25 protein-coding genes and 1 riboswitch are annotated in these 26348 nt (G+C 70.6%); of the genes, 17 read left to right on the top strand and 8 right to left on the bottom strand.

Annotation, left to right across the window (positions count from 1 at the left end; translation table 11 throughout):
* Nucleotides 1–51: 51 nt before the first annotated feature.
* Entirely contained in the window at nucleotides 52–789 is a 738-nt protein-coding gene (locus ESG85_RS33935) for a transporter substrate-binding domain-containing protein (protein WP_128985018.1), read from the top strand.
* Nucleotides 790–821: 32 nt separating this feature from the next.
* On the opposite strand, the gene ESG85_RS33930 is transcribed toward ESG85_RS33935, so the two are convergent.
* Nucleotides 822–1025, bottom strand: coding sequence for a hypothetical protein (locus tag ESG85_RS33930; RefSeq protein WP_128985017.1), 204 nt, complete (start codon nucleotides 1023–1025; stop codon nucleotides 822–824).
* Complete coding sequence (locus ESG85_RS33925) at nucleotides 1022–1243, bottom strand: hypothetical protein (RefSeq protein ID WP_128985016.1); 222 nt, start codon at nucleotides 1241–1243, stop codon at nucleotides 1022–1024. The genes ESG85_RS33930 and ESG85_RS33925 overlap by 4 nt, the downstream gene beginning before the upstream one ends.
* 116 nt (nucleotides 1244–1359) lie before the next feature.
* On the opposite strand from ESG85_RS33925, the gene ESG85_RS33920 reads away from it, so the two are divergent.
* From ESG85_RS33920 to ESG85_RS33905, 4 genes are all read left to right on the top strand, one after another.
* Entirely contained in the window at nucleotides 1360–2205 is an 846-nt protein-coding gene (locus tag ESG85_RS33920) for a helix-turn-helix domain-containing protein (protein WP_128985015.1), read from the top strand.
* The gene (locus ESG85_RS33915) at nucleotides 2186–2455 is read left to right on the top strand and encodes a DUF397 domain-containing protein (RefSeq protein ID WP_128985014.1); all 270 of its coding nucleotides are present in this window, start codon (nucleotides 2186–2188) and stop codon (nucleotides 2453–2455) included. The genes ESG85_RS33920 and ESG85_RS33915 overlap by 20 nt, the downstream gene beginning before the upstream one ends.
* Nucleotides 2452–2910, top strand: coding sequence for a hypothetical protein (locus tag ESG85_RS33910; RefSeq protein ID WP_128985013.1), 459 nt, complete (start codon nucleotides 2452–2454; stop codon nucleotides 2908–2910). Before ESG85_RS33915 ends, ESG85_RS33910 begins: the two co-directional genes overlap by 4 nt.
* A gap of 232 nt (nucleotides 2911–3142) precedes the next feature.
* Nucleotides 3143–3868: a class I SAM-dependent methyltransferase gene (locus ESG85_RS33905; protein WP_128985052.1), complete on the top strand. Its 726-nt coding sequence runs from the start codon at nucleotides 3143–3145 to the stop codon at nucleotides 3866–3868.
* Here the strand turns inward: ESG85_RS33905 and ESG85_RS33900 are convergent.
* Entirely contained in the window at nucleotides 3808–4197 is a 390-nt protein-coding gene (locus ESG85_RS33900) for a VOC family protein (protein WP_128985012.1), read from the bottom strand. The two genes, ESG85_RS33905 and ESG85_RS33900, sit on opposite strands and share 61 nt — an antisense overlap.
* A gap of 61 nt (nucleotides 4198–4258) precedes the next feature.
* Between ESG85_RS33900 and ESG85_RS33895 the strand changes: the two genes are divergently transcribed.
* The 6 genes from ESG85_RS33895 to ESG85_RS33870 all read left to right on the top strand — a co-directional run bounded on the left by ESG85_RS33895 (nucleotide 4259) and on the right by ESG85_RS33870 (nucleotide 11831).
* The gene (locus ESG85_RS33895; RefSeq protein ID WP_128985011.1) at nucleotides 4259–4588 is read left to right on the top strand and encodes a deoxyxylulose-5-phosphate synthase; all 330 of its coding nucleotides are present in this window, start codon (nucleotides 4259–4261) and stop codon (nucleotides 4586–4588) included.
* A 120-nt stretch (nucleotides 4589–4708) separates the two neighbouring features.
* Nucleotides 4709–5089, top strand: coding sequence for a type II toxin-antitoxin system RelE/ParE family toxin (locus ESG85_RS33890; protein ID WP_246095553.1), 381 nt, complete (start codon nucleotides 4709–4711; stop codon nucleotides 5087–5089).
* Complete coding sequence (locus ESG85_RS33885; RefSeq protein ID WP_128985010.1) at nucleotides 5086–5421, top strand: helix-turn-helix domain-containing protein; 336 nt, start codon at nucleotides 5086–5088, stop codon at nucleotides 5419–5421. Before ESG85_RS33890 ends, ESG85_RS33885 begins: the two co-directional genes overlap by 4 nt.
* A gap of 236 nt (nucleotides 5422–5657) precedes the next feature.
* Nucleotides 5658–6485 carry a hypothetical protein gene (locus ESG85_RS33880; protein WP_128985009.1) on the top strand — a complete coding sequence of 276 codons (828 nt, stop codon included), beginning with the start codon at nucleotides 5658–5660 and terminating at the stop codon, nucleotides 6483–6485.
* A gap of 299 nt (nucleotides 6486–6784) precedes the next feature.
* Nucleotides 6785–11308 (top strand): RICIN domain-containing protein, encoded by a 4524-nt coding sequence (locus ESG85_RS33875; RefSeq protein WP_128985008.1) that lies wholly within the window; start codon nucleotides 6785–6787, stop codon nucleotides 11306–11308.
* Nucleotides 11309–11372: 64 nt separating this feature from the next.
* Nucleotides 11373–11831 (top strand): hypothetical protein, encoded by a 459-nt coding sequence (locus ESG85_RS33870; protein WP_128985007.1) that lies wholly within the window; start codon nucleotides 11373–11375, stop codon nucleotides 11829–11831.
* Nucleotides 11832–11877: 46 nt separating this feature from the next.
* Here the strand turns inward: ESG85_RS33870 and ESG85_RS33865 are convergent, their stop codons facing one another.
* On the bottom strand, nucleotides 11878–12360 hold the full coding sequence (locus tag ESG85_RS33865) for an SRPBCC family protein (protein WP_128985006.1): 483 nt from the start codon (nucleotides 12358–12360) through the stop codon (nucleotides 11878–11880).
* Between the two features lie 334 nt (nucleotides 12361–12694).
* Between ESG85_RS33865 and ESG85_RS33860 the strand changes: the two genes are divergently transcribed.
* Together ESG85_RS33860 and ESG85_RS33855 are read left to right on the top strand one after the other, a co-directional pair.
* Nucleotides 12695–14338, top strand: coding sequence for a hypothetical protein (locus ESG85_RS33860; protein WP_128985005.1), 1644 nt, complete (start codon nucleotides 12695–12697; stop codon nucleotides 14336–14338).
* Nucleotides 14328–15998: a carboxypeptidase-like regulatory domain-containing protein gene (locus ESG85_RS33855; protein ID WP_128985004.1), complete on the top strand. Its 1671-nt coding sequence runs from the start codon at nucleotides 14328–14330 to the stop codon at nucleotides 15996–15998. Before ESG85_RS33860 ends, ESG85_RS33855 begins: the two co-directional genes overlap by 11 nt.
* Nucleotides 15999–16123: 125 nt before the next feature.
* Here the strand turns inward: ESG85_RS33855 and groL are convergent, their stop codons facing one another.
* From groL to thrC, 4 genes are all read right to left on the bottom strand, one after another.
* Nucleotides 16124–17746, bottom strand: coding sequence for a chaperonin GroEL (gene groL, locus ESG85_RS33850; protein WP_128985003.1), 1623 nt, complete (start codon nucleotides 17744–17746; stop codon nucleotides 16124–16126).
* Nucleotides 17747–18135: 389 nt separating this feature from the next.
* Entirely contained in the window at nucleotides 18136–18339 is a 204-nt protein-coding gene (locus tag ESG85_RS33845) for a cold-shock protein (protein WP_005315736.1), read from the bottom strand.
* 563 nt (nucleotides 18340–18902) lie between these two features.
* Nucleotides 18903–19181, bottom strand: coding sequence for a MoaD/ThiS family protein (locus ESG85_RS33840; protein ID WP_128985002.1), 279 nt, complete (start codon nucleotides 19179–19181; stop codon nucleotides 18903–18905).
* 23 nt (nucleotides 19182–19204) lie between these two features.
* Nucleotides 19205–20512, bottom strand: coding sequence for a threonine synthase (thrC, locus tag ESG85_RS33835; protein WP_128985001.1), 1308 nt, complete (start codon nucleotides 20510–20512; stop codon nucleotides 19205–19207).
* A gap of 18 nt (nucleotides 20513–20530) precedes the next feature.
* A riboswitch (SAM riboswitch) is annotated at nucleotides 20531–20672 on the bottom strand.
* Nucleotides 20673–20793: 121 nt separating this feature from the next.
* On the opposite strand from thrC, the gene ESG85_RS33830 reads away from it, so the two are divergent.
* The 4 genes from ESG85_RS33830 (at nucleotide 20794) to ESG85_RS33815 (ending at nucleotide 26278) form a co-directional block, all read left to right on the top strand.
* Nucleotides 20794–21738 carry a glucosyl-3-phosphoglycerate synthase gene (locus tag ESG85_RS33830; protein ID WP_128985050.1) on the top strand — a complete coding sequence of 315 codons (945 nt, stop codon included), beginning with the start codon at nucleotides 20794–20796 and terminating at the stop codon, nucleotides 21736–21738.
* 171 nt (nucleotides 21739–21909) lie between these two features.
* Nucleotides 21910–22290, top strand: a complete 381-nt coding sequence (locus ESG85_RS33825) for a hypothetical protein (protein ID WP_128985000.1) — start codon at nucleotides 21910–21912, stop codon at nucleotides 22288–22290.
* Between the two features lie 29 nt (nucleotides 22291–22319).
* A complete protein-coding gene (locus tag ESG85_RS33820) occupies nucleotides 22320–23777 on the top strand; it encodes an alpha,alpha-trehalose-phosphate synthase (UDP-forming) (RefSeq protein WP_128984999.1) in 1458 nt (485 codons plus the stop codon).
* A 194-nt stretch (nucleotides 23778–23971) separates the two neighbouring features.
* A complete protein-coding gene (locus tag ESG85_RS33815; RefSeq protein ID WP_246095551.1) occupies nucleotides 23972–26278 on the top strand; it encodes an immune inhibitor A domain-containing protein in 2307 nt (768 codons plus the stop codon).
* Nucleotides 26279–26348: the final 70 nt, after the last annotated feature.

Raw genomic sequence — 26348 nt, 5'->3', positions numbered from 1 at the left:
TCCGGCAGGCACGCCGGTACGGGGTGGGGCCAGCCCCCTAAGATCCCCCGCATGACCGCCGCCAAGCCCCACGCACCCACCGCCGACCTCGCCGCCGACCTCGCCCCCACCGGCACCCTCCGCACCTCCATCAACCTCGGCAACCCGGTCCTCGCCCAGGGCACCCCCGACGCCCCCGCCGGCATCACCGTGGACCTCGCCCGCGAGTTCGGCGCCCGGCTCGGCCTGCCCGTGGAGCTGCTCTGCTTCGACGCCGCCCGCAAGTCGTACGAGGCGATGGCGACCGGCCGCGCCGACCTCTGCTTCCTCGCGGTGGACCCGGCCCGGGAGGCGGAGGTCGCGTTCACCGCCCCGTACGTCCTCATCGAGGGCGTGTACGTGGTGCCCCGCGACTCCGCGCTGCGCACCCCCGCGGACGTGGACGCGCCGGGCGTACGCGTCGGCGTGAAGGCGGGCTCCGCCTACGACCTCCACCTCGGCCGCACGCTGGCGCACGCCACCGTCGTACGCGGCGACGAGGGCGTCGACACCTTCGCCGAGCAGCACCTGGAGGCGGGCGCGGGCATCCGCCAGCCGATGACGGCGTACGCCGCCGCGCACCCGGAGGTCCGGCTGATCGACGAACGCTTCATGGAGATCCGCCAGGCCGTCGGCACCACCCTCGACCGCTCCCCGGAGACCGTCGCCTTCCTCCGCTCCACGGTGGAGGAACTGAAGGCGAACGGCTTCGTCTCCGACGCCCTCGCCCGCGCCGGCCAGGACCCGGAACTCCTCGCCCCGCCCGCGTGAGCCGGCCCCGCCTCAGGGCAGCCGGCCCCGCCTCAGGGCAGCCGCGCCTCCCGGTTGAGCGCCCGCACCCGGGCCCGCAGCACCTCGCCCGGCGGCGCGGGCGCCAGCGCCTCGGGCGGACAGTCCCACTCCCGCCCACCGCCGGGCGGCCGCAGTTGCAGGCAGGGCCCTTCGTGCCCCATGACCTGCCCGATCCGCCCGTCACGGGTGTCGATGGCGTACGAGCCGGGCGTCACCGGCCGCCGTCCCCGGTGAGCGCGACGACGAGCCGCTGCGCGGTGTCGAGGTTGCAGCGGCCGAGTTCGACGAGGGGAGGGGTGAAGCCGCCCCCGGACGCGGCGAGCGTGACGGGGTCGACCCCGAGGGAGGGGAGCGTGATGCCGTGGGAGGCGAGTCCGGCCTTCAGCCGGCTGACGACGTCCTGGACCTGAGCCGTGCGGGGCGAGGTGGGCATTGTAGCGACCTTTCCACTCTGTGTATCGATTTCGCTTACGGAGAGTGTCGGCCGGGTGCATGCTGGGGAACAGTGAGTTCGCCCCAACAACCCCAGATGCCCAAGCGGGAGTTGATATGGCTGAAGCCAGGAAGAAGAAGGATCCGTCGCTGTCCCCCAGGGCGATAATCGGCGCGGAACTGCGCCACGCACGCGAGAACAGGGGCGTGAGCCAGGAGGCCCTGGGCGAGCTCGTCTTCGTCAGCGGCTCGTACATCGGCCAGATGGAGGCGGGCACCCGCCGCATCCGCCCGGAGATGGCGGTCCAACTGGACGAGGCGTTGGGTACGAACGGCTTCTTCGAGCGCAACTGCAAGGCGGCGAACAAGTCGAAGTACCCCGACCACTTCGCGGAAGCGGCGGAGGCGGAGGCCTTGGCGACGGGGATCAAGGAGTTCGCCCCACTGCTGGTCCCGGGCCTGCTCCAGACCCCGGCGTACGCGAGGGAGGTCTTCCGCGCGTACCAGCCGACGGCGACGGAGGACGAGATCGACGAGTTGGTCGACGCGCGAATCGTTCGCGGCCGGCTGCTCGACGACCCAACAACGCCGTGGTTGTGGGTGGTGCTGGGCGAGGCGGTGCTACGGCAGGCGGTCGGCGGCCCGGCAGTGATGGCGGAGGCACTGCGGCACATCGCGGAGCTGGCGAGGCGGCACAGGGTGATCGTGCAGGTGGTTCCGTTCGGGGCCGGGGCGTACGGTCCGATGGACGGCGCGATGAAGCTGATGTCCTTCACGGACGCCCCGCCCCTGTCGTACGTGGAAGGTCACGATCTCGGCCACCTGGAGGACGATCCGGCCACGGTCGCGAAGCACACCCTCACCTACGATCTACTCGGGGCCACCGCGCTGTCCCCGCGAGATTCCCTGGCCCTGATCGAGTCTGTGGCGGAGGATTACGCCCATGAAGATCGAGATCTCTGAGTACGACCTGAGCACGGCCGTGTGGTCCAAGTCCTCGTACAGCGGCGGCGACGGCGGCAACTGCGTCGAGGTGGCCACCTGGCACAAGTCCTCGTACAGCGACGGCAGCGGCGGCGACTGCCTCGAAGTCTCCTGCTCCCACCCCGGCGTCGTCCCCGTCCGCGACTCCAAGAACCCCGACGGCCCGAAGCTCGTGTTCCGGACCGCAGCTTGGAGCGAGTTCATCGAAGAGGTGAGGACGGCTCGTTGAGCGACGACGAGCCCGTCTTCATACGGAGCAAGTGGGGGACCAACCGGTACGTCTACAACCCCAACAACCCGGTTGGTCTCGCACTCATCGCCATCACGCTGCTCGTCGGGCTCGGCGCGCTGGTCATCCACGAGTTCGAGTCGACGTGGAGCGAGGGCGAGTTGCGTGATGCCGTGCGCAGCGCGAACCGGACCCTCGACGGAGGTATCCACGACCCGTACCGGCACTTCTCGATCAGCAGCCAGATCCAGGACGCGATCGAGCAGAGCGGCGAAGGGCCGGACCGGGGCGTCGAGGTCGACGAGGAGGGGGACGGCCTCTACGAGATCACCACCGTCGACACCAAGGGGGAGTTCTGCATGCGGGTCACGGCGACCATCACCGAGAAGGACCCCGTCAGCGAGATCTTCGCCGAGCGGACGCTGCGTACGTCCGTCACGGAAGGCCCCTGCTGAGTCGCGCAACTGCCCGAGAAAGCACCCCGGGCGTCGCCCGAGAACGCCCTCAGACGGCCCTGGGTGCCCCCTTCCCGCCCCTGCCGCCGCCTCCGCGACTCCTGGGGTGCCGGCCCTCCCCGCACCCCTCCCACACCCCGCCCACGACCTCGCCACACCGCCTCTGACCTGGGCTTTTAGCGTCTCCTCCCGTAGCGTGGATCTTCCAGGGAAGGGGACCCGCATGGATCGCTTGGACCGCTCGACCCGCACCAACGATGACGTACTCCGCCTCCTCGACGGACTGTTCGCGGAGGACGTCGACAAGTGGCAGGGCTTCTATGACGACCGGACGCGGCCGGTGCCGTTCTTCGTCGACAAGCCGGACGAGTGTCTGGTCGCGCACGTCGAGGCCGGGCTGGTGCCGGCGGGCGGGCGGGTGCTCGACTTGGGGTGCGGGCCGGGGCGGAACGCCCGTTACCTCGCGGAGCGCGGGTTCGTCGTCGACGCCGTGGATCTGTCGGCGGGCGCGCTGGCGTGGGCGCGGGAGCGGGCGGCGGCGTCAGGTCTGGAGATCCGCTTCCTGCACGGCGACGCGTTCACGACGCCCGGCCTCGTGGACGGCGGCCCGTACGACCTGATCCACGACTCGGGCTGCTTCCACCACATCGCGCCCCACCGCCGCGTCACGTACCTCGACTTCCTCGCCCGCCACCTCGCCCCCGGCGGCCACTTCTCCCTCACCTGCTTCGCCGCCGGCCCCGACGGCATGGGCTCAGAACTCCCGGACCCCGACTTCTACCGCGACGGTTCGCTGCACGGCGGCCTCGCCTACACCGCCGACGCCCTGCGCACCGTGTTCTCGTCCTACGAGGAACGCGAGCTCCGGCGCATGCGCGACGAGCCCGCCGACTCCCCTCACTTCGGCGAATCGTTCCTCTGGACGGCGCTCTTCCGCGGGCTCAGGCAGAACGGGTGACCGGCCGGATCCGTGAGCACGACGAACCGCTCCGGGTCCGGCTGGTACGCGGCCCGCGCCGCCCCCAGGGCCAGGAGGCGGGCCTCCGCCTCCGCGAGGTCGTCCACGTCGAAGTCCAGGTGCAGCTGCTGGGGCTGCTCCTGGCCGGGCCAGCGGGGCGGCCGGTAGCCGTCGACCCGCTGGAACCCGAGCATCAGCCCGCCCACGCGCTGCACGGCGGCGAACTCCCCGTGGTTCCGGGGGTGTAGCGGCAGTCCGGTGGCCCGGTGGTAGAAGTCGGCGAGGGCGAGCGGATCGGCGCAGTCGAGGGTGATCGCGGAGAGCTCCATGAGCCCCACCCTAGGCAGCAATGCGGTGGCCGCGCGGGCGTCCGGTGCCTAGCCTGAGCCCATGCCTCCCGCGAAGACCTCGTACGTCTGTCTGCCGTGCCGCGCGTCGTACAAGCAGCCGTACGACCACGAGCGCGAGCGGCACTGTCCGCGCTGCGCGCGCGTGATGATTCACGCGGGCTCGGCCTTCCAGCCGCCCAAGCGGCGCGACCGGGACGCCTGGCGCGCCCTGTCCGTCGTCCTGAACGCCGGCATCCGCTTCCACAAATCCTGCTGCGGCGGCCCCGGCTGGCGCCCCCGCACCCTCCGCGAGGTCAAGGAACGCACGGCCTACGCCCGCCGCACGGGCGAGCCCATGGCCCGGGCGCTGCTGCGCTACGACCTGCCCTGAGGCGCAACCGGGGCCCGGGGGCTCAGGTCGGCGCCACGTACGTGGAGCTGACTCACTCGGACGAGCGATGTGTTCGCAAGCACCGTATTATGTCGTTGACGACATAATACGGTCCTTGGCGTGGAAGAAGACCTGCACATCATCGAGCTGGAGTCCGAGGTGCGCGAGTGGCTGACGCTCCTCCCCGATAAGCACTACCGCAAGGTGGAGGAGTACGCAGAGCTGTTGGCAGCCCTCGGCACTCGCACCCCCATGCCCTTCGCCCGCCCCCTGAGGGATGGGGTGTACGAGCTGCGCCCGACATTGAACGGGGAGGCCACGAGGGTCACCTATTGGTTCGCGCCCGAGCACCGCGTCGTACTCCTCACCGTGTTCCACAAGACCCGGGCGCACGAGGCCGCCCAGGTCGAGCGCGCGGTCAGGGCTCGGCTCCTGTGTGCCGAGCGGCACGGCCGGGCGCACATCACCTACAGCCGAGACGAGAAGGGCGAGCCCTCATGAACCACAGCCGCTGGAAGCTGACTCGTGAGCGCAAGCTCGCCGAGGGGCTTGTCGAGTCGCCTGAGGTCGTCGCGGAGCGGGCGGAGATCAGGCTCGCCATGGCCTTCGCCAAGGCCGTCTACGACCGCCGCAAGGAGCTCGGGCTCTCGCAGGCGGAGGTCGCCGAGCGCGCCGGGCTGACCCAGGCCAAGATCTCGCGCGTCGAAGGCGCCGACGCGGTGCCGACGCTGTCCCTGCTGCGCCGGCTGGCGCACGCCCTGGACGCATCCCTCACCATCGCTCTCGACGACGACTCGGAGCAGGTCATTTTCGTTGCGCATTCGGCCGCCTGACGGCCGAGCCCGGGACCGAAGCTCAAGTGTCGAGATCCGGGCCGTATTTCTACGGATGGGGCTTTGGGCCTGGGATTCAACCCACCCACCCACCCCGTGAGTTGACGTTCAGCGATCGACTTGCCACGCAGCGTCATATGCCTCTAGCGTGTCCGGCAACCGAACGAAACGACCCCCAGCAGGTGCACCAACACCTGAAGGGGGTCTGACCACGCCGATCGAAAGCAGTCGATCCCATGGCTGACGCCGAGTTTAGCTTCCCGCCCCACCCCCTCGCCAACCCGGGCTACGGAAAGCGCTCCACCGGGTACGAACTCCCCCGCGCCGCGACCGACTTCGCGCACCTCCCGCCCCGCGAGGCCGCCATCGCCGCGTACATCGACCGGGTGCCCGAGGGCAGCGACATCTCCGTGAAGACGCTGGCCAAGCAGCTGCCGTACGGGCAGTGCGCACTCCGGACCGCGCTCAACCGGATCCAGCGGGCCGGGCACCTGCGGCGCGGGCGGGAGTGCCTGGGCGGGCGGTGGATCACCCGAACGTGGTTCTCCCGCACGCCCCGTGACCTCACCTGGTGGGCGGCGTTCCGGCGCGGGGACGTGCCGCGGGAGCCGAAACGACCGACCCGGTCACGGGCCTACATCCTGCTCGCCGCGCTCGGGCGGACGAACTCCGTCATGTCCCTGTCCCACGCCGAGTGCCACGCCCTCGCCCCGCTCGTCGAGGAGTGGTTCGCCCGCGACGCCGAGGAGTCGGACGTCGTGCGCGCCCTGACCGCCGGCCTGCCGATCCCCGTCCACCACCCGGCCGCCCTGGCCCGCCGCCGCCTCACGGACAAACTGCCGCCGGAGCCGATCCGCCGGGACCGCGTCCCCCGCCGCATACTCGAATGCGCCGCATGCGGTGCCCCCGACTTCACCGACTCCCTCGTCGACGGCCACTGCCGTCCGTGCCGCGGCGCACCTCCCACCGCCACGGATCACCGGCCCTCCCTCCCCGCCGCCCGCGTGCAGGGACACGCGGCAGAGGCGCGGGCCGCGCTGCGCGGGGAGCCCGCCGGTACGTGACGCGAATGCGCTGCTCGTTCAAGTCTGCTCTTGCCGCGGCACGTTGACCTGTGTCTAAGGTGATCCTCGCGCGTATGTTCGGGACTTAGACCACCCCGTGTCATGCCCGCTCACACATCACGTCGTTGGCGGCCGGGGGAACGGTGCCGCGCTGACGCTTGCGTATCGCAGCCGCCTCTCGGGGCGGTCGCCCCCGCCTGCCTTCGCTCGCAACCGCAACGAAGGATGATCCTTTGCGTCCAAAATCGGGGCTGTTCAGACCCGGAGCAACCAGATCCAGCAGATCCACCAGATCGCCCATGGCTTCAGCGGCGGTCACCGCCGTGACCTCCGTCGCCGCCCTCGCCATGCTCGGCGGCCTCGCCCTCCAGCCCGGCGCGCTCACCCCGCGCCTCGCGCCGACCGCCACCGCGGCCGCCGCCGGTGACTCGTACGACGGGTACGACACCAAGGCGGCCCAGCAGCTGCGTGAGGACCAGTGCATAGCCACTCAAGCCCTGCGCATGGGCGGGCCCAATCTCTTCGCCCTCGCTCAGGGCGCTATCACGCTGCCGCCCGATCAGCTGCACAAGAAGGTCGAGCGGAACCTCTTCAGCGACAAGACTGCCCTGCACCAGGCACGCAACGCCGACAGCGACAACACGGACCTGTGGATCGACAAGGTCAAGAAGCAGGGATACGCGTGGTCCTCCACCGTCAGCGGCCTGGAGTCCTACCCCAACGCGCCGCGGGATCCGGGCAAAATCTTCGATCAGACCGGGCTGCTGCCGTGGCTCTACCAGTCGACCTGGAAATCGGTCGACGTGGTCAACCCCTTCTACGACCCGGCGCCGACCGCCGACGACACGACGAAGGCCGCCGCGCTGGCGATCGGTGACGCGCTCTACACCTCTGGCGGCACACCACAGGAACAGGAGGCGTGGAAGCTGTGGAAGAAGAACTCCGGGAAGGTGGAGCCCAACGAGTTCTTCGTTCCTCGGGTATTCGCCGATGACGCCCGCATCTTCCTGTCCTCGGGCGGCTTCCCCCGTACGGCGCCCGCGCCGGACACGGCGGAGTTCCGCATCGCCGTCGAGGATCTGAAGACCCGCTTCGCGGCGTGCTCGTGGCACGACCCGATCGACCCGAACCGGGTGCTCGGCAAGGAGGTCGCGCAGGCGTCCGTCGAGTGGCAGCAGGAAATCGCCGCACAGGCCACACAGCGGCAGCAGATCCTCACCGCATCCAGCGCCGCCAGCAAGACGCTGCAGGACGGCACGTACGCTCTCAGCCAGCTCCTCGGCCAGTCGTGGCTCGCGGACCACGCGACCCGCTGGCAGGACTACTGGGCAGCGGGCGGGGTTGGCTGGATCGGTGGCAGCTATGTGACGATCGAGGTGCCGGGCGCTGCGGGCAACTGCCTGGACGTCCAGGGCGCCGGCAAGACCAACGGCACACCCGTCCAGATCTACACCTGCCACAACGGCGCCGCACAGCAGTGGACGCTCGAAGGCGGCGAGGACGACCTCCACCTCCGCAACGTCAACTCGCAGAAGTGCCTGGACGTGGCCGGGAACGCCTCGGCCAACGGCACGAAGATCCAGATCTCGGACTGCTACAAGTCCAAGGGCCAGTCGTGGAAGGGCGATGTCCGCGCCACCGCGCCGCTGAAGAGCGTGTCCACCGGCAAGTGCCTCGATCTGCCCGCGTTCACCAAGAGCACGGACGCACGGCTGATGGACTGCAAGACCGGCACCGCGCAGCAGTTCAAGATCAAGCCGTCCGGGCACAAGGGCACCGACAGCCTCTCGTACCCGAAGAAGGCCGACTTCGACCGGGCGAAGAAGATCGTCACCGACGCCCAGGCGGCGGCGAAGACGCAGCTCGCCACGCTCAAGGCCCACCTGGAGAGCGCCAAGAAGTCGGCGACCGCCTCGGACACCGCCGAGCAGGCCGCGTACGGCATCGCGGACGCCGCCGGCGCGCCGCGCGGCCGTGGGCTGCTCGTCGGGCAGCAGAAGGCGCAGGTCACCAAGGGCATCGTCGCCGCGCTGACGGCGATGGTGAAGGCCGGAGAGACCGCCGAGGCGGCCACCCGTGCCACCGCCGGGGACAGCCAGACCATCACCCAGCGCGCCCTCGCCCAGGCCGCGCAGGTCAACGCGGAGTTCCGCAAGGAGGCCGCGTACAAGGCCGAGTTGCAGGCGAAGGCGGCCGCGGACGCGGCCAAGCTGCACCGGGACAACGCGAAGAAGGACAAGGAGACCGCGGAGGCGAAGCTCACCGAGGCCCTGAAGGCCGAGGGAGACGCCAAGGCGGCGGCCGCGCAGGCGCACGCCAAGCGGCTCGCGGCGGAGGCCGAGGAGAAGACGGCCAAGGCGGAGAAGGACACCGCCGCCCTCAAGCAGTCCGAGGCCGCCCAGCACAAGACCAAGGCCCAGGCCGAGGCGGCGAACGCCAAGGAGGCCAAGGAGAAGGCCGAGGCCTCCGAGGCCACCGCCGTCGCGCGCAAGAACGACGCGGTCAAGGCCCGCGACAAGGCCCATGACCTGCGGGACAACGCCTGGGACGCGGCGCAGAAGGCGGACGCCGCCCGCGCCAAGGCGGACGCGAAGGCTGCCTACGCCAACTCCCTCGAAGCGGGCGAAGAGGCCGACGCCGCACGCGCCTCAGCCAACCAGGCCGCCACGCACGCGGACGCCGCCGAGGCGGCCGCCCGCCGCGCCCGGTCCGAGGCCGACGCCGCCACCGAGGCGGCGGCGGAGGCGGACGCCGCGGCCACCCGTGCCGAGGCGGCCGCCAAGCGGGCCCGCTCCGACGCGGACGCCGCGCACGCCGCCAAACTGAAGGCCGATGCCGCCGTCGCGACCGCGACCAGCGCCGCGGCCGACGCCATCGACGCCTCCGAGCACGCCTCCGCCGAGGCCGCCGCGGCCGTGAAGCTCGCGGACGAGGCCGAGCGGCACGCCAAGGACGCCAAGTCCCAGGCGGACCTGGCGAGCAAGGAGGCCGCCAAGGCGCTGGCCGCGTCGGTGAAGGCCGCGGGCTTCGCCCACGTCACCGCGCAGGCCGCCGTCGCCGCCGGCGCGGCCGCCGCCCAGGTGGCCAAGCCGGCCAACGACGCGATCGAGCTCGGCTCCCCGTTCGTCACCACCGACTCGGCCGCCGGCCTGGTCGTGCTGACCGGTCAGGCGTCGAAGACCCTCGCCGAGCAGCAGCAGGCCGTCGCCGACGCCCACGCGGCGAACGCGCAGGCCGAGGCCGCGGCGGCGAAGGACATCGCCGCCCAGGCCCAGGGCGACACCAAGGCCGCCTACCAGCACGCGGCGAACGCCGCCGCGCACTCGGCGACCGCCCGCGGCTATTCCAAGGAGGCCCTCGGCTACGCGGCCGACGCCGCCAAGGCCGCCGCGAAGGCCTCGGCGTCACTGGCCCGCACGATCGACTACGACCGCCAGGCCACCGCGGACGCCACCGCCGCCGACCAGGCGGCCGGCCGGGCCGAGGGGTACGCCAAGCAGGCCCGCGAGTCCGCGGACCAGGCCGCCCTCGACGCCGCAGCCGCCCGCCAGGCCGCCGCGGCGGCCGAGCAGTCGGCCAAGGACGCCCGCGCGGCCGCCGAGCGCGCCGCCACCGCCGCGACCGAGGCCGAACAGGCGGCCAAGGACGCGGAGAAGTACGCCAAGGAAGCCCAGGGTGCCGCCGCCGAAGCCGAGAAGGCGGCGAAGGCGAAGCAGATCGGCGACGGAACCGTCGTCGATCAGTCCGGCGGCTCCGTCGGCAACATGTTCTACGTCGTCGACCACATCGAGAAGATCGGCGATCCTGAGACCATCAGGAAGACGGACGGCTGCGAGGGCTGGATCGACAAGCTCTTCTACAAGGGCGACTGCACGATCACCGCGAAAATCCGGTACAAGGCGGTTCTCGACCTGTACCTGTGCACAGTGCAGGACCTGGACCCGTCGAAATTCACCTGCCCCGCCAGTGCGACGGTGTACCTGGGCGAGTACCCGACCAAGGAGCTCTCCCAAGAGGTCACGCACAACATCACGATCGCCGAGTACCAGGCGAACGTCGACCCGGTGGACATCCTCTTCGGGAGCTGGATCAGGTGCGCCCAGAAGATCGCCCCCGGCGGTGAGAGTGGAAGCCTCGGCGGATGCGCCTGGGCAGCCGTTGACATCGCGAGCCTGTTCGCCGGCAAGATCCTCAGGCCCATCGCGGACGCCCTGAGGGCCGTGGACGCCGCCGTGATGACCGGTATCGGCGTCGCGGACGCGTACAAGGCACTGCGGACCCTCGGCCTTACGGAGGCGGCCATCGAGGGCATTGGCGCGAGGGCCTTGAGTGTCTTGGTGCAGACGTGCACCAAGACCAAGCCGTTGACCAAATCGTTCCATGCGGCTGCCGCAGTGCAAGGGGTCGATCCCTGCGAGGGGATGATCGCCTATCTCAGCACCGAACTCAGTCGCATGGCGTACAAGGCCAGAACCGCGGCCGGAATCACCACTGGTCGGAATGTCGCGGTCGCGAGGGTGCCCGGGTGGAACGATCCCAAGACCGGTGATCTTGTGGTCGGCTTCAGCAAGGGCAACAACTACCACTCGGAGAACCACATCCTTGACCAGTTGAAGGCCAAGGGCTTCGAGCCGAGTCAGATCACCGAGCTGTACAGCGAGCGAAGCCCCTGCCCGGTATGCGCGCCCTTGCTGGAGGATGTCCTCAAGCCGGGGACGCCGATCACCTGGTCCGTCCCTCACGGTCCCGGCGCGGGTGATCTCCTCTTCAGCATGATCAAACCGCTCGGGGGCAGAGCTATGCGGTCCGCTGATCATCAGTAGGAAGCACAGGGGGTGTGGTGGGTCTCGCAAGGCTCACCACACCCACCACGGGAAAGAGAGTCACATGACCGAGTACGGATTCACCCGTGCCTCTGATGAGGTCCTCGCCCTTCGCAACGAGTTGGCCGACCTCGTCGTCCGGGCCCTCCGGCAGGCCGGGCTGCCCGCCCTCCACGGTAGTGCATCCAACGGCGCGGACGCGCCGGGCGCCGTGGTCTACGTCGATCCTGACGCCGAGACGGCTTCTGCTGCGGTGAGTGTGGGATGGAGGTGTGATCCCAGTGTGGTCGAGGCCGCTGTGAACGCCCTCGCCTCCGGCCACGACCCCGAGACCCCCGCCATCCGCCGCCCCGGCGTGATCGGTCTGCATATGCAGAGCGCGCTCATCAAGATCTTGCTGTCGGCGGGGATCATCGCAACCCTGGAGAACGACACCATGAATCCGGAACAGGTCCTGGTGTTCGGGAAGGTGTCCGACCTGCCACCTGGGCTGAGGCCGACATTCATTCCCCCTGGAACGTAACCACGCGGTTCGCCGACGCTCCGCGACCGCAATCGGCGCGGACGGGTCACCCCGTCCGCGCCATCGTCTTCAGGTGCCCCGCCAGCCGGTCGTACTGCTCCCGCACCCCCGACTCCATGCCCGCCGCCAGCGCCTGGTCCCGGATCTCCGTCGTCGGCCAGAAGGACGTGCTGGTCAGGGCCGTACCGCCGTCGGGGGTGGCGTCGAAGGAGAGGATCACGCGGACCGGTTCGGGGCCCGGCATCTGCTCGAAGACCTCCGAGTAGACCAGGCGCTCGGCCGGGACGATCTCCTCGTACGTGCCGGAGAAGACGATCTCCTGGCCGTCGGGGCCGCGCTGGCCCCAGCGCCACGTACCGCCCGGGCGCAGGTCGATGTCGCAGACGGACATGGTGAGGGCCGCGACGCCGTACCACTTCCGTACGTGCTCGGGGCGTGTCCACGCCTCCCAGACCCGCTCCACCGGGGCGTCGAAGGTGCGGGTGATGACCAGCTCGCGGTCGGCCGGCGTGGTCAGCAGCGTGATCATCGGGTCCTCCCGTCCGGTTGCGCTCCCGGTCTCTCTCCCCTCCCCGCTTTCCGCGCTTCCCCCGCTTTCCGCGCCTCTCCGCCGTTCCCGGTCTCTCCCTCCCCGCTTTCCGCGCCTCTCCCCTCCCCCGATTCCCGCCTCTCCGCCGCTCCCGCTTTCCCTCTCCTCAGCATGGACCCGACGGACTTCCCGGGCGAACCGGGAATTGAGTGAACGCGTTCAACCGGCAGGCGCTATCGTGCTCCCACGCGGCCTGCGTACATCCATCGCGCCGCTTTCCGACCTGTGGGGGGTCCACCAGATGCGCTCAACGCGCACGCTGCCGCATGCCCTGGTGCGTGCGGCAACCGTATTCGCACTTTCGGCAGGCGTCGCCCTGCCGGCCGTCGTCGCGGCTCCCGCCGCGTACGCGGCCACCGTCACCGGCACGGCCACCCTGGACGACGGCCGGCTGACCGTCACGGGGCTGCCGGGCAACGCGCTCTGGGTGAAGGTGAGCGTCCTCGCCTCCGCCGACGCCGGCGCCGCCGTGCTCGCCTCGACGGACGAGCTCTCGGCCACCTCGTACAACGGCTGGACGACCGACGCCCCGGTCACGCTGCCCGAGGGCACCGCCTTCGGCGACTACCCGCTCGCCGTCGAGTACCGCCTCCCGGGCGGCCTCGTCACGCGCTGGACCGGCGGCTCGTTCGGCTACAAGCTGCACACCGGTGTCTCCGCGGTCGCCTTCGACCGCAAGACCACCAGCTACGACCGGCGTGACGTCACGCTGTCCGGCAAGGCCACCACCTGGAACCCGGCCACCGGCGAGCGGACCCCCGCCGCCGAGGGCACCCCGGTGAAGGTCACGCTCAACCTGACCGACGCCTACGGCCTGCCGAAGACGAGGACCGCCACCGCCACCACCGTGGCCGACGGCTCCTTCGCGCTGCCCGTCACGCCGGACGCCGCGATCACCGGCGGCACCGCCGAGGTCCAGGCCACGGAGGGGACCGACCCGGACGTCGCGCGCCTGGTGCCCGCCGTGGGCGTCGAGAAGCTCACGTACCGGATCACGTCCGACGCGAACAAGTACCGCGTCAACGCCGGCACCGACGTCACCGTCCACGGCCGCGTCGAGCGCCTGACCGAGGACGGCTGGAAGGGCTTCGGCGGCGCCCCGGTCGTCACCACCGGCAGCCAGCCGCTGTCGTACGACAAGGTCCTCAAGGACGAGATCGGCTCCGGCACCTCGCTCCAGGACGGCTCCTTCTCCTACCTGTCCCGCGTCCAGTACGCGACGACGGGCGCCTACACCGGCCTGCGCCCCTCCGTGTACTACGGCGAGGGCAACGACCGTCCGACCGACGTGGCCAAGCTCGCGGTGCCACAGCAGTTCTCCTTCACCGGCACCTCGCAGTCGATCGACCAGTTCGGCAAGGTGACCGTGCGCGGCACCCTGGGCACCAACGGCTCCTGCTCCCCGAAGCCCGACTGGGTCGCGCTGCACGTCTCCCGGGACGGCGGGCGCACCTGGGGCCAGATGGCCTCCAAGGCCGTCAGCGACTGGTGCGGCTACGAGTTCCAGGTCTGGGGCTTCGAGAACGCCCTGTACCGGATCTACCACCCGGAGACGGATCGTTTCGTCAGCAAGACGAGCACTCCCGTCCGCCTCTCCCGCAACCCGACGCGGATCGTCAACGTCACCATCAGCCCCTCGCGTCCGCGCAAGGGCGGCAGCATGACCGTCAAGGGTCTCGTGCAGCAGAAGGTCAACGGCGTCTGGAAGGCCATGCCGGGCGCGCGCCTGACCCTGGTCTTCAAGCCCAAGGGCGACCCGAACTGGTACTGGGCCAAGAAGGACATCCCGACCAACTCGTACGGGAACTTCAGCTTCGGCACCACCAACTACGGGGACGGCACCTGGGCCCTGGTGTGGCAGGAGAAGAACGGCTACTTCTACAGCGAGTCGAGGACGATCTATGTCGATGCGCTCTGACCTCCGACGGCTCTCCGCCGTCTCCCTCGTCACCGCGCTGACCCTGGGCGCGGCCGTCGGCCCGGCCTTCGCCGAGGACGCCCCGGCCGCGAGCCCCGTGGGCATCGGCCGCGCGCTGACGAACGACGCCCAGCGCGGCACCTTCAAGGTGACCGCCTGGACCGACGCGCCGCAGGCGACCGTCACCTCCGTGTCCGCCAAGGTCCGGCAGGGCGACACCGTCCTCGCCGAGATCCCGGCGCTCGAGGAGAACACGGCGAGCCGGGGCACCTTCGCACTGCCGGAGGCGTCCACGCTCAAGCTCACCGAGGACGGCGGCAGCATTCCGTCGCTCGGCAGGTACGCGATCGACGTCACGGCCACCGACTCGCTGGGCAACACCGTCACGCGCGCCGACGCGGGCACGCTCGACTTCACCCTGAAGCCGCGGCTGGGCAACTTCTCCATCGGCAACCCGAGTTGGTCCGACCGCAACCTTCACCCCAAGGGCTCGCTGTTCGGCGTCCAGCCCGGCTCGGGCGACGAGGTGCCGCTGCCCGGCCGCACCGTGTCGTACGGGCGCTACGGCGAGGACGCGCCGCTCGGCTCCGCCGCGACCGACGAGACCGGCGCGTTCGCCGGCGAGCCGGTCCCGGTGGACCGGCCGACCGCGCAGGTCGAGGCCACGTTCAGCGAGAACAGCGCCCAGGTGCACGGCACGACGTCCTACGGCGCGTACACCAGCGGGCAGGAGAAGCGGCTGACGGTCACCGCCTCCGCCGACAAGACCCGCGCCGAGTCCGGCGAGACGGTCACCGTCAGCGGCCGGGTCACCGACCCGACCGCCGACGGCGCCCCGATGGCGGACGTCCCGTTGCTGGCGCGTCTGGGCGACGGTCTCCCGAAGACCGTGCACACCGACGCCGAGGGCCGGTTCAGCGTGCAGCTCGTCGCCGCTCCGGGACGGACCTCGTGGGGCGACTGGTCGGGTTGGTCGGTCCAGTCGGAGAACTACACGTTCCTCTCCTTCCACGCGTCCGGTCCGCTGGCGCTGCCCGCCGACACCCGTACCTCCGTGCTCGGCTACAAGCTGGCGACCGACGCCAGGCTGTCCGTGTACGGCGAGCTCCGCTCCCCGTACCAGGGCTGGACGTCGACCTCGTCCCAGCAGACGGTGGTCCTGGAGCAGTCCCCGGACGGGCAGACCGGCTGGAAGCAGATTTCCTCCGTGTCCTTCTACAACCACAACGAGGGCCGGACGCCGTTCGTCGCCGCCGCCTGGAACAAGGGCGGCTGGTTCCGGATCCGTCACGTCGCGAACGACCACCTCGGGGCGTCCGTCAGCAAGCCCTTCTACGTCGTCCGCACCGAGTCCCGGGTCGCCGGCCTCAAGGCCTCCCCGGACCCCGTCCGCAAGGGCTCGGCGATCACCGTGACGGGCACGCTGCAGCACCACACCAGCGGCGCCTGGCGCGGGCTCGGCTCGCAGCCGGTGAGCGTCTGGTACAAGAAGTGGGGCACGAGCACCTGGAAGCAGGTCGCCTCCGGCAAGACCACGTCGACGGGCGCGATCTCGCTGAAGACCACGGCGAGCGCCGACGGCTGGTACCAGATCCGCTACTACGGTGACGGCACCCACTTCCAGACCTTCAGCGGCCAGGACTGGGTCGACGTCCGCTGAGTCCCCGGCCGGACTTCCCCGGTCCTCCGCGGAGGTCCGGCCGCGCGGGTTCCGGAAACACTGAAGGGCGGCACCCTCTCGGGTGCCGCCCTTCGGCGTTGCTCAGGAGATCCGATCCGTCAGGATCAGAAGTCCATGTCACCGCCCGGCATGCCGCCGCCGGCCGGCGCGGCGGCCTTCTCCGGCTTGTCGGCGATGACGGCCTCGGTGGTGAGGAACAGGGCCGCGATGGAGGACGCGTTCTGCAGCGCGGAACGGGTCACCTTGGCGGGGTCGATGATGCCCTCGGCGATCATGTCGACGTACTCACCGGTCGCGGCGTTCAGGCCGTGGCCGACGGGCAGGTTGCGCACCTTCTCGACGATGACGCCGCCCTCGAGACCACCGTTGACGGCGATCTGCTTCAGCGGGGCCTCCAGGGCCAGCTTGACGATGTTGGCACCGGTGGCCTCGTCGCCGTCCAGCTCCAGCTTCTCGAAGACGGAGGAGGCCTGCAGCAGGGCCACGCCACCACCGGCGACGATACCCTCCTCGACGGCCGCCTTCGCGTTGCGCACGGCGTCCTCGATGCGGTGCTTGCGCTCCTTGAGCTCGACCTCGGTCGCGGCACCGGCCTTGATGACGGCGACGCCACCGGCGAGCTTCGCCAGGCGCTCCTGGAGCTTCTCGCGGTCGTAGTCCGAGTCGGAGTTCTCGATCTCGGCGCGGATCTGGTTCACGCGACCCGCGACCTGCTCGCTGTCACCGGCACCGTCGACGATGGTGGTCTCGTCCTTGGTGATGACGACCTTGCGGGCGCGGCCCAGCAGGTCCAGGCCGGCGTTCTCCAGCTTGAGGCCGACCTCCTCGGAGATGACCGTGCCGCCGGTGAGGATGGCGATGTCGTTCAGCATGGCCTTGCGGCGGTCGCCGAAGCCCGGGGCCTTGACGGCGACGGACTTGAAGGTGCCGCGGATCTTGTTGACGACCAGGGTCGACAGGGCCTCGCCCTCGACGTCCTCGGCGATGATCAGCAGCGGCTTGCCCGACTGCATGACCTTCTCGAGGAGCGGGAGCAGGTCCTTCACCGAGGAGACCTTGGAGTTGACGATGAGGATGTACGGGTCCTCGAGCGCGGCCTCCATGCGCTCCATGTCGGTCGCGAAGTACGCCGAGATGTAGCCCTTGTCGAAGCGCATGCCCTCGGTGAGCTCCAGCTCCAGACCGAAGGTCTGGGACTCCTCGACGGTGATGACGCCTTCCTTGCCGACCTTGTCCATGGCCTCGGCGATGAGCTCGCCGATCTGGGTGTCGGCGGCGGAGATGGAGGCGGTGGAGGCGATCTGCTCCTTGGTCTCGACCTCCTTGGCCTGGTCGAGCAGCGCACCGGAGACGGCCTCGACGGCCTTCTCGATGCCGCGCTTCAGGGCCATGGGGTTGGCGCCGGCGGCGACGTTGCGGAGGCCCTCACGGACCAGCGCCTGGGCGAGAACGGTGGCGGTGGTCGTACCGTCGCCGGCGACGTCGTCCGTCTTCTTGGCGACTTCCTTGACCAGCTCGGCGCCGATCTTCTCGTACGGGTCCTCGAGCTCGATCTCCTTGGCGATGGAGACACCATCGTTGGTGATCGTGGGGGCGCCCCACTTCTTCTCGAGGACGACGTTGCGACCCTTCGGGCCGAGGGTGACCTTGACGGCGTCAGCGAGCTGGTTCATGCCGCGCTCGAGACCGCGCCGGGCCTCCTCGTCGAACGCGATGATCTTGGCCATGTGAAGTGGTCCTCCCGGACATGGGGTGGATAACGCTCCTGGACCGCGCCGACGCCCGCGACGGACGGCCCGCGATCCTCGTGGGTTCCTTCCCCACGCGGTCCGCGACCTCGTCTGCCCGATCCTCGTAAGCACTCTCACCTTCAGAGTGCTAACGCCAATGATTAGCACTCGCCCTAGGAGAGTGCAAGCCGTTCCGAAGGAACGTCGACGCGGGGCGGCGGTCGGAAGAGGGGTGGCGGCCGGGAGAGGGGAGGACTCGGGCGACCCGGCCGGATCGGCCCCTCCCGCCCGTCCCGTGGCCTGCCCGCACACGCGCGAGGGGCCCGCATCCCTGTCAGGATGCGGGCCCCTCGACGGAAGTGCGTCGGTGGCCGATCGCGCCGCGCTCAGACGGCGAGCTTGACCATGTCCGCCTGCGGACCCTTCTGGCCCTGCGAGATCTCGAACTCGACCCGCTGACCCTCTTCGAGGGTGCGGTATCCGTCCATCTGGATCGCGCTGTAGTGGACGAAAACATCCGCACCACCGTCGACCGCGATGAAGCCGTAGCCCTTCTCCGCGTTGAACCACTTGACGGTGCCCTGAGCCATGCCTAACTCCCCTGTTACTGGCCCTTGCGCGGGACCGCACTTCGCGGACCCGGGTCAGACCCTGCGCCGGAACGCGTCGACCGCGGCTGAATGTATCTGCCCAACTGCCCTCTGCAACAGGTCAATCGGACGAGAATTCTGGGCAGGCCGGAAAGGGGAATCCGGGAGGATCCTCAGGATTCCGGGGCAAGTCGGGCCCGGCAAAAAGCGCAGAAGGTACACAAGGAGCAGGCACTTTGGCTGCATCTTGTCGTGCGCAGACGCATTCTCATATGCACCTGGCATGCGCGGCGGAGGGGACTTCCCCAACTCTACCGCGCTCAACCATGCAGAATTGCCCCTTCCGCTTTCTCGCGCGGAAGGGGCAATTCAGATATCTCCGGTACCCGCGGGTAGGGTCCGCGCGGCAATCCCGGGGACGCGTCACGCGGACGCGTCACGGGGACGCGCCCCTCGGACGCGTCACACGGACGCGACAGCGGACTGGCCCCAGACGCGTCAGCGGGCAGGCCCGGCGGACGGGCCCCGCAGACCGGCCCCGCAGATCGGCTCAGCAGACCGGCTCAGCAGCCGCCGGCGACCGCCGGGATGATCGAGACGCCCGCGCCGTCCGGCGTGGCGGTCTCCAGGCCCTGCTCGAAGCGCACGTCGTCGTCGTTCACGTACACGTTGACGAAGCGGCGCAGCTTGCCCTGGTCGTCCAGGACGCGGGCGGCGATGCCGGTGTGGTTCTTCTCCAGGTCGGCGATGACCTCGGCGAGGGTCGCGCCCTCGGCGGGGACCTCGGCCTGGCCGCCCGTGTAGGTGCGGAGGATGGTGGGGATGCGGACGTTCACGGCCATGGCTGTCTTCGTACCTCTCGGATTCAGTGGGCCAGGCCCGCGTCGCGGAACGCGTCCAGGCTCGGGCGGATGGTGGCGGTCGCCTGCGAGCTGTCGGCCACGGCGTCCAGGGTCTTGAGGCCGTCGCCGGTGTTGAGGACGACGGTGGTGAGGCTGGGGTCGATCAGCCCGTTCTCGACGAGCTTGCGCGTCACGCCGACGGTCACGCCGCCCGCCGTCTCGGCGAAGATGCCCTCGGTGCGGGCGAGCACCTTGATGGCGTCGACGACCTGCTCGTCGTTCACGTCCTCCACGGCGCCGCCGGTGCGGCGGGCGATGTCGAGGACGTACGGGCCGTCGGCCGGGTTGCCGATGGCCAGCGACTTGGCGATGGTGTTCGGCTTCTGGGGCCGCACGACGTCGTGGCCGGCCTTGAAGGCCGCGGACACCGGGGAACAGCCCTCGGCCTGGGCGCCGAAGATCTTGTACGGCTTGTCCTCGACCAGGCCGAGCTTGATGAGCTCCTGCAGACCCTTGTCGATCTTGGTGAGCTGGGAGCCGGAGGCGATCGGGATGACCAGCTGGTCCGGGATGACCCAGCCGAGCTGCTCGCAGATCTCGTAGGCGAGCGTCTTCGAGCCCTCGCCGTAGTACGGGCGGAGGTTGACGTTGACGAAGCCCCAGCCCTCGCCCAGCGGGTCGCCGATGAGCTCCGAGCAGAAGCGGTTCACGTCGTCGTAGTTGCCCTCGATGGCGACGAGGTCGCCGCCGTAGACACCGGCCATGACGACCTTGCCCTGCTCCAGGTCGTGCGGGATGAACACGCAGGAGCGGAAGCCGGCCCGGGCGGCGGCGGCGCCGACGGCGCCGGCCAGGTTGCCGGTGGAGGAGCAGGAGAGGGTGGTGAAGCCGAAGGCGCGGGCGGCCTCGATGGCCTGGGCGACGACCCGGTCCTTGAAGGAGTGGGTCGGGTTGCCGGAGTCGTCCTTGACGAACAGCTTGCCGGGCTCGACGCCGATCTCGCGGGCGAGGTTGTCGGCCTGGACGAGCGCGGTCCAGCCGGGGTTCAGGTTCGGCTTCTCGGCGACGTCCGCGGGGACGGGCAGCAGCGGGGCGTAGCGCCAGATGTTGGCGGGGCCGGCCTCGATGCGCTTGCGCAGGGCCTCGGGGTCACCGGTCGGCAGGTCGTAGGCGACCTCGAGCGGGCCGAAACACAGCTCACAGGCGAAGATCGGGCCGAGCGCGAAGGTCTCGCCGCATTCGCGGCAGGAGAGGCCGGACGCGGGACCGAGGTCCACGGTGGTGCCGGGGGCGGTGGTTCCGGAAGCGGATGCGACGGTCTGTACAGCCATTGGAGGCGAGGCCCTTTCTCCTCATCTTCCCCATGACGCATTTCGCCATGAGACGGATTTGGCACCTTCCCTAGCCGGGGACCTCGCTGGAGGACGAGAACCGACTGGAGGGTTGCCGGGGCTTCAACGGGCCGTTTCCCTCTGCCCCTCTGGATGAGCGGTATTCGATTGTGAGACGCGGGCGGCACCCCGACATGCATCGGGCATCCGCGTTGTTCAAGACTGTAACCGAAGCCCTGGGCGGGCGAGACGGTCGTCCGATCCGCGAGATGGAGATCACGTTGCTGGAAGAAGTGGAGCGCTGGCTGGCCCGGCGGTCCTGGTCCGTGGCCGACCGTCCGCTGGAGCGGATCCTCGCCGCCAAGCGCGGGACGACGGTCAGCGTGGTGCTGCCCGCGCTGAACGAGGAGGCGACGGTCGGCGCGATCGTCTCCGTGATCCGCCGCGAGCTGATGACGGAGGCGGTGCCGCTGGTGGACGAGCTGGTGGTGATCGACTCCGGCTCCACGGACCGTACGGCGGAGGTGGCCGCGGCGGCCGGCGCGCGGGTGGTGGCGCGGGACGCGATCCTGCCCCGGATACCCGCGGTGCCGGGCAAGGGCGAGGTCCTGTGGCGGTCACTCATGGTGACGGGCGGGGACGTCGTCTGCTTCGTGGACGCCGACCTCCGTGACTTCTCGGCGGACTTCGTGACGGGCATCGTCGGTCCGCTGCTCACGGACCCGGACGTGGACTTCGTGAAGGCTATGTACGACCGCCCGCTCGGCGACGCCCCAGGTCAGGGCGGTCGCGTGACGGAACTGGTGGCCCGGCCGCTGCTCAATCTGCACTGGCCGAGGCTCGCCGGTTTCGTGCAGCCGCTGGGCGGCGAGTACGCGGCGCGGCGCTCGCTCCTGGAGCGGCTGCCGTTCCCGGTCGGTTACGGGGTGGAGCTGGGCCTGCTCGTCGACGCGCTGCACACGGTCGGCCTGGACGCGCTCGCACAGGTGGACGTGGGGGTGCGCAAGCACCGCCACCAGGACGGCCAGGCCCTGGGCCGGATGGCGGCGGCGATCTACCGCACGGCGCAGCTGCGGCTCTCGCGCGGCCATCTCGTACGGCCGCTGCTGACCCAGTTCGAACGCGGGGAGGACGGCTTCGCGCCGCACACGTACCCGGTGGACACGGAGGAGCGCCCGCCGATGACGGAGATCGCGGAGTACGCGGAACGGCGCCGGGTCGCCTGAGCGACGCGGGGCGGGGCGGGGCGTCGATGCGGCGGCCCGCGTGGGGCGGGGCGGGGCGTCGGTGCGACGGCCGGGCGCGGCGGGGCGCGGCGGGCTCCGCACGACGGAACGACGCGTGGCGTGCCACCCGATAATGCGCCTTTCTGCATAGATTTCCGTTTCATGCGGTTGATGCGGTTCAGACGGTCCATGCAGTTCACGCAGCCCACGCGGTCCACGCGGTTCACGCGGTTCACGCGGTTCACGCGGTTCACGCGGTTCACTTTCCTCAGGAAAACGGCCGTCCTGCTGGCCGCCGTGGGACTCGCCGGGGCCCTCTCCGTCGCGGTCACCGAACCGGCCGGCGCCGCCGCGGGCCCGCCCGCCGCCGGCGCGCCGGCGCGTGGCGACACGAGGGCGGAGAACGACGGCGCCGCCACCGAGCGGCTGTGGCTGCTGGGCGGGCTGGGCCTGGCGCTCGCGGCGAGCGGCGTGGTGGCCGTGGCGGCGCTACGGGGCCGCGGAAACTACGGAAACCGCTGCCCCGAGGGTGTCCGGAATCCGTACGTTTGAGCGTTTACCGGATGGGCTAGGTTCGCCGTATGGCTTCCGTCCTCCTGGCATCGAACCGCGGCCCCGTCTCCTACAGCGTGCGCGACGACGGCACGCTGGACACCCGGCGCGGCGGCGGCGGGCTCGTCTCGGGCCTGAGCGCCGTCTCGTCGCAGGGGTCCGCCGGCGAGACCCTGTGGGTGTGCGCGGCGCTCGGCGACGGCGACCGCGAGGCGGTGCGGCGCGGGGTCGCCGAGCCGGGCGTGCGGATGCTGGACATCGACCCGGAGACGTACGCCGACGCGTACAACGGCATCGCGAACTCGGTGCTGTGGTTCCTCCACCACCATCTGTACGAGATCCCGCGCGAGCCCGTCTTCGACGCGGCGTTCCGCCGCCGCTGGGAGTCCTACCGCCGCTACAACCGGGCCTTCGCCGAGGCCCTGGCGGAGGCGGCCGACGACGGCGCGGTGGTGCTGGTGCAGGACTACCACCTGGCGCTGGTCCCGGGGATGCTGCGCGAACTGCGCCCGGACCTCCGGATCGGGCACTTCACGCACACGCCGTGGGCGGATTCGGCGTACGCGCGCATGGTGCCGCGCGACATCTGGGAAGAGCTGGTGTGGGGCATGCTCGGCGCGGACGAGCTGGGCTTCCACACCCCCCTCTGGGGCGCCGCCTTCATGTCGAGCGCGTCCATGGACACCATGTCGGGGACCGCCATGGCCTCCTTCCCGGCGGGGTCGCCCTGGCGGGGCGTGGAGCACCGGCGCGGCCCCGGGCCCGGCCCGAAGCGCACGACCGACGTCGTCGCCCGGCCCCTCGGCGTCGACGGCGACGACCTGCGGGCCCTCGCCCACCGGCCCGAGGTGGACGACCGCCTGGCCCGGCTCCGCGCGGAGGTCGGCGACCGCAGGACCATCGTCCGCGTCGACCGCACCGAGCTGTCCAAGAACATCCTGCGCGGCCTCATGGCCTACCGGGAGCTCCTCACCGCCCACCCCGAGTGGCGCGACCGGGTCGTGCACCTCGCCTCCGCCTACCCGTCCCGGCAGGACCTGGAGTCGTACCGTACGTACACGGCCTCCGTCGTCGCCCTCGCCGAGGAGATCAACGCCGAGTTCGGCACGGCGGACTGGCAGCCGGTGCTGCTCTCGGTCGAGGACGACTTCACCCGCTCCCTCGCCGCCTACCGCCTCGCGGACGTGGCGCTGGTCAACCCGGTCCGCGACGGCATGAACCTGGTCGCCAAGGAGATCCCGGTGGTCTCCGACGCGGGCTGCGCCCTGGTGCTCTCCCGCGAGGCAGGCGCGTACGAGGAGCTGCGCGAGGACGCGATCACGGTGAACCCCTTCGACGTCACCGAGACCGCGGAGGCCCTCCACCGCGCCCTGTCCATGCCCGCCGGCGAACGCGCCGAACGCACCAAGCGCCTCGCCGCCGCGGCCACGGCCCTGCCGCCGCAGCGCTGGTTCCTGGACCAGCTGGAGTCCCTGCGCAACCGCTGAGCGGAAGCCACCCCTCCCCCTTTCCCTCACGCTCCCCTGCATCGGGACGGAAATTCTCCGGGGTCTCCCCCCTCCTCGTGCGGGTCCTTCCGTGCCAGACTCGCCGCGATCGTTCCCCCAGGCGATCCGTAACCTCCTACGGAACCACGCGAACCATGCGGCACCCCGCATGTGAGCGAAGGGATCGCGCAGCCTTGAGAAACAAGATTGTCGTGGGCATGACCCTCGGGTCGGCGCTCACCGCACTCCTCGCCGCGGGACTCACCCCCGCCGCGGCGCAGGAGGCCAGGGACAGCAGCCCCGGCGCCACCGCCGCACCCAGGGCGGACAACCGCCCCGGGCCGCTCAGCAAACAGCGCACCGAACTGCGCAAGAAGGCGATCGACCTGGTGGCCAAGGGCAAGGCCAAGGCGAACGCCAAGGGCGTCGTCGAGGTCGCGCCCGGCAAGTTCGCCGAGACCGAGACCTCCACCGCCACCCGCCAGGAGAAGATCCTCACGATCCTCTCCGAGTTCGGCACCGAGGGCTCCGGCAAGCTCGGCACCGTCCCCGGCCCGCTCCACAACGAGATACCCCAGCCGGACCGGAGCGTCGACAACTCCAACGCCTGGACGGCCGACTTCGACAAGGCGTACTACGAGAACCTCTTCAACGGCCCCGGCGAGTCGATGAAGACGTACTACGAGAAGGTGTCGAACGGCGCCTACTCCGTCAGCAACGTCGTCGAGGACTGGGTCCGGGTCCCCGGCAACGCCTCCACCTACGGCGACAACGCCGTCGAGGACACCGGCGGCTCCTGGGCCTTCATCCAGGACACCGGCGACGCCTGGTGGAACGCGCAGATCGCGGCGGGCAAGACGCCGGCCGAGATCGACGCCTACCTCGCCCAGTTCGACGTCTGGGACCGCAACGACTGGGACCACGACGGGAACTTCGACGAGGCCGACGGCTACATCGACCACTTCCAGGCCGTGCACGCCGGCATGGGCGAGGACGCGGGCGGCGGCGCCCAGGGCGAGGACGCCATCTGGTCGCACCGCTGGTACGTCAACGGTGACGACTTCGGCCTCACCGGCCCCGTCGTCGCCGGCACCCAGAACAAGGCGGGCGGCGCCCGCATCGGCCAGTCGAAGTACTGGCTCGGCGACTACACCACCGAGGGCGAGAACGGCGGACTCGGCGTCTTCTGCCACGAGTTCGGCCACGACCTCGGCCTGCCGGACTTCTACGACACCGACGGCGGCGAGAACTCCACCGCCTTCTGGACCCTGATGAGCTCCGGCTCCTGGCTCGGCCACGGCGCCGCCGCCAACGAGGGCATCGGCACCCTGCCGGGCCTGATGGGCGCGGAGGAGAAGCTGTTCCTCGGCTGGCTGGACTACGCCGACGCCCCGCTCGGCGCCTCCGGCACGTACACGCTCAACCCGGCGCAGCTCCAGGTCACCGGCAAGGAACAGGCGGTCCGCATCGCGCTGCCCGACAAGACGAGCAGCACCGCCTACGCGACGCCCGTCTCGGGCTCCCACGCCTGGTGGACCGGCTCGGCCGACGGCCTGAACCAGTCCCTCACCCGCTCCGTGCCCGCCGCCTCGCGGATCACGGTCAAGGCGAGCGCCTGGTACGAGATCGAGGCGGACTACGACTACCTCTTCGCCGAGTACTCGCTCGACAACGGCGCCAGCTGGGCGCGCGCCGGCGCCGGGGTCTCCGGTTCCTCGAACGGCAAGTGGACGACCCTGCGCTACTCGTACGACCCCCAGGGCAAGCCGTCCCTCTTCCGCTTCCGCTACCAGTCCGACGGCGGCGTGCACTTCGCCGGCGCCTTCCTGGACGACGTCACCGTCGGCTCCGGCGGCACCACGCTGCTGACCGACGACGTCGAGCAGGGCGCGAACGGCTGGACCGCGCAGGGCCGCTGGAAGATCTCCACCGGCACGGAGACGACCACGTCGCCGCGCTTCTACCTGGTGGAGAACCGCGAGTACGTCGGCAGCGACGCGCTCCTGGCCGAGGGCCCGTACCAGTTCAGCAAGCCCCTCACCGCGCCCGACTGGGTCGAGTTCTTCCGCTTCCAGAACGGCATGCTGGTCTGGTACGTGGACCGCTCGTTCGACGACAACAACGTCAGCGCCCACCCCGGCGGCGGCTCGGTCATGGTGGTCGACGCCCGCCCGACCCCGTTCCGCTACGACGACGGCACCGCGCCCAGCAACCGCCGCCAGCCCTTCGACGCCACCTTCGGCCTGGAGCCGACGGACGCGACCTGCCTCCATACCGAGGTCCTGACCGGCAAGGGCAAGCAGCGGACCGTCACGACGAAGGCGGCCTGCGCCCCCTCCGTCCCGGGCATGCCGGTCTTCGACGACACCGACCCGAACGCCTACTACGACCCGGCGGCCCCGCAGGCCAGCGTCAAGGTCGCGGGCCACGGCGTGAAGGTCACCGTCACCGGTGACGCGGGCGACGACCTGACGATCGCGGTGGTCAACCCGGCCTCCTGAGGCCTCGCGCCACCGCCGCACCGATCACGTCTGATCCTGTTCAAAAAAGGGGCGCCCCGCCTGCGGGGCG

It is taken from the genome of Streptomyces roseicoloratus (genome assembly GCF_004117935.1).
Classification (GTDB): Bacteria; Actinomycetota; Actinomycetes; order Streptomycetales; family Streptomycetaceae; genus Streptomyces; species Streptomyces roseicoloratus.
This window is presented reverse-complemented; position numbering and strand designations above follow the sequence as displayed.

Coding starts and splice junctions, on each gene's coding strand:
- ESG85_RS33885 (WP_128985010.1), top strand. CDS start 5,086: ATGAACCACAGCCGCTGGAAGCTGACTCGTGAGCGCAAGCTCGCCGAG.
- ESG85_RS33865 (WP_128985006.1), bottom strand. CDS start 12,360: ATGATCACGCTGCTGACCACGCCGGCCGACCGCGAGCTGGTCATCACC.
- ESG85_RS33845 (WP_005315736.1), bottom strand. CDS start 18,339: ATGGCTCAGGGCACCGTCAAGTGGTTCAACGCGGAGAAGGGCTACGGC.
- ESG85_RS33935 (WP_128985018.1), top strand. CDS start 52: ATGACCGCCGCCAAGCCCCACGCACCCACCGCCGACCTCGCCGCCGAC.
- ESG85_RS33915 (WP_128985014.1), top strand. CDS start 2,186: ATGAAGATCGAGATCTCTGAGTACGACCTGAGCACGGCCGTGTGGTCC.
- ESG85_RS33895 (WP_128985011.1), top strand. CDS start 4,259: ATGCCTCCCGCGAAGACCTCGTACGTCTGTCTGCCGTGCCGCGCGTCG.
- ESG85_RS33880 (WP_128985009.1), top strand. CDS start 5,658: ATGGCTGACGCCGAGTTTAGCTTCCCGCCCCACCCCCTCGCCAACCCG.
- thrC (WP_128985001.1), bottom strand. CDS start 20,512: ATGGCTGTACAGACCGTCGCATCCGCTTCCGGAACCACCGCCCCCGGC.
- ESG85_RS33920 (WP_128985015.1), top strand. CDS start 1,360: ATGGCTGAAGCCAGGAAGAAGAAGGATCCGTCGCTGTCCCCCAGGGCG.
- ESG85_RS33870 (WP_128985007.1), top strand. CDS start 11,373: ATGACCGAGTACGGATTCACCCGTGCCTCTGATGAGGTCCTCGCCCTT.
- ESG85_RS33825 (WP_128985000.1), top strand. CDS start 21,910: ATGCGGTTCAGACGGTCCATGCAGTTCACGCAGCCCACGCGGTCCACG.
- ESG85_RS33925 (WP_128985016.1), bottom strand. CDS start 1,243: ATGCCCACCTCGCCCCGCACGGCTCAGGTCCAGGACGTCGTCAGCCGG.
- ESG85_RS33900 (WP_128985012.1), bottom strand. CDS start 4,197: ATGGAGCTCTCCGCGATCACCCTCGACTGCGCCGATCCGCTCGCCCTC.
- ESG85_RS33820 (WP_128984999.1), top strand. CDS start 22,320: ATGGCTTCCGTCCTCCTGGCATCGAACCGCGGCCCCGTCTCCTACAGC.
- ESG85_RS33855 (WP_128985004.1), top strand. CDS start 14,328: ATGCGCTCTGACCTCCGACGGCTCTCCGCCGTCTCCCTCGTCACCGCG.
- ESG85_RS33840 (WP_128985002.1), bottom strand. CDS start 19,181: ATGGCCGTGAACGTCCGCATCCCCACCATCCTCCGCACCTACACGGGC.
- ESG85_RS33875 (WP_128985008.1), top strand. CDS start 6,785: ATGGCTTCAGCGGCGGTCACCGCCGTGACCTCCGTCGCCGCCCTCGCC.
- groL (WP_128985003.1), bottom strand. CDS start 17,746: ATGGCCAAGATCATCGCGTTCGACGAGGAGGCCCGGCGCGGTCTCGAG.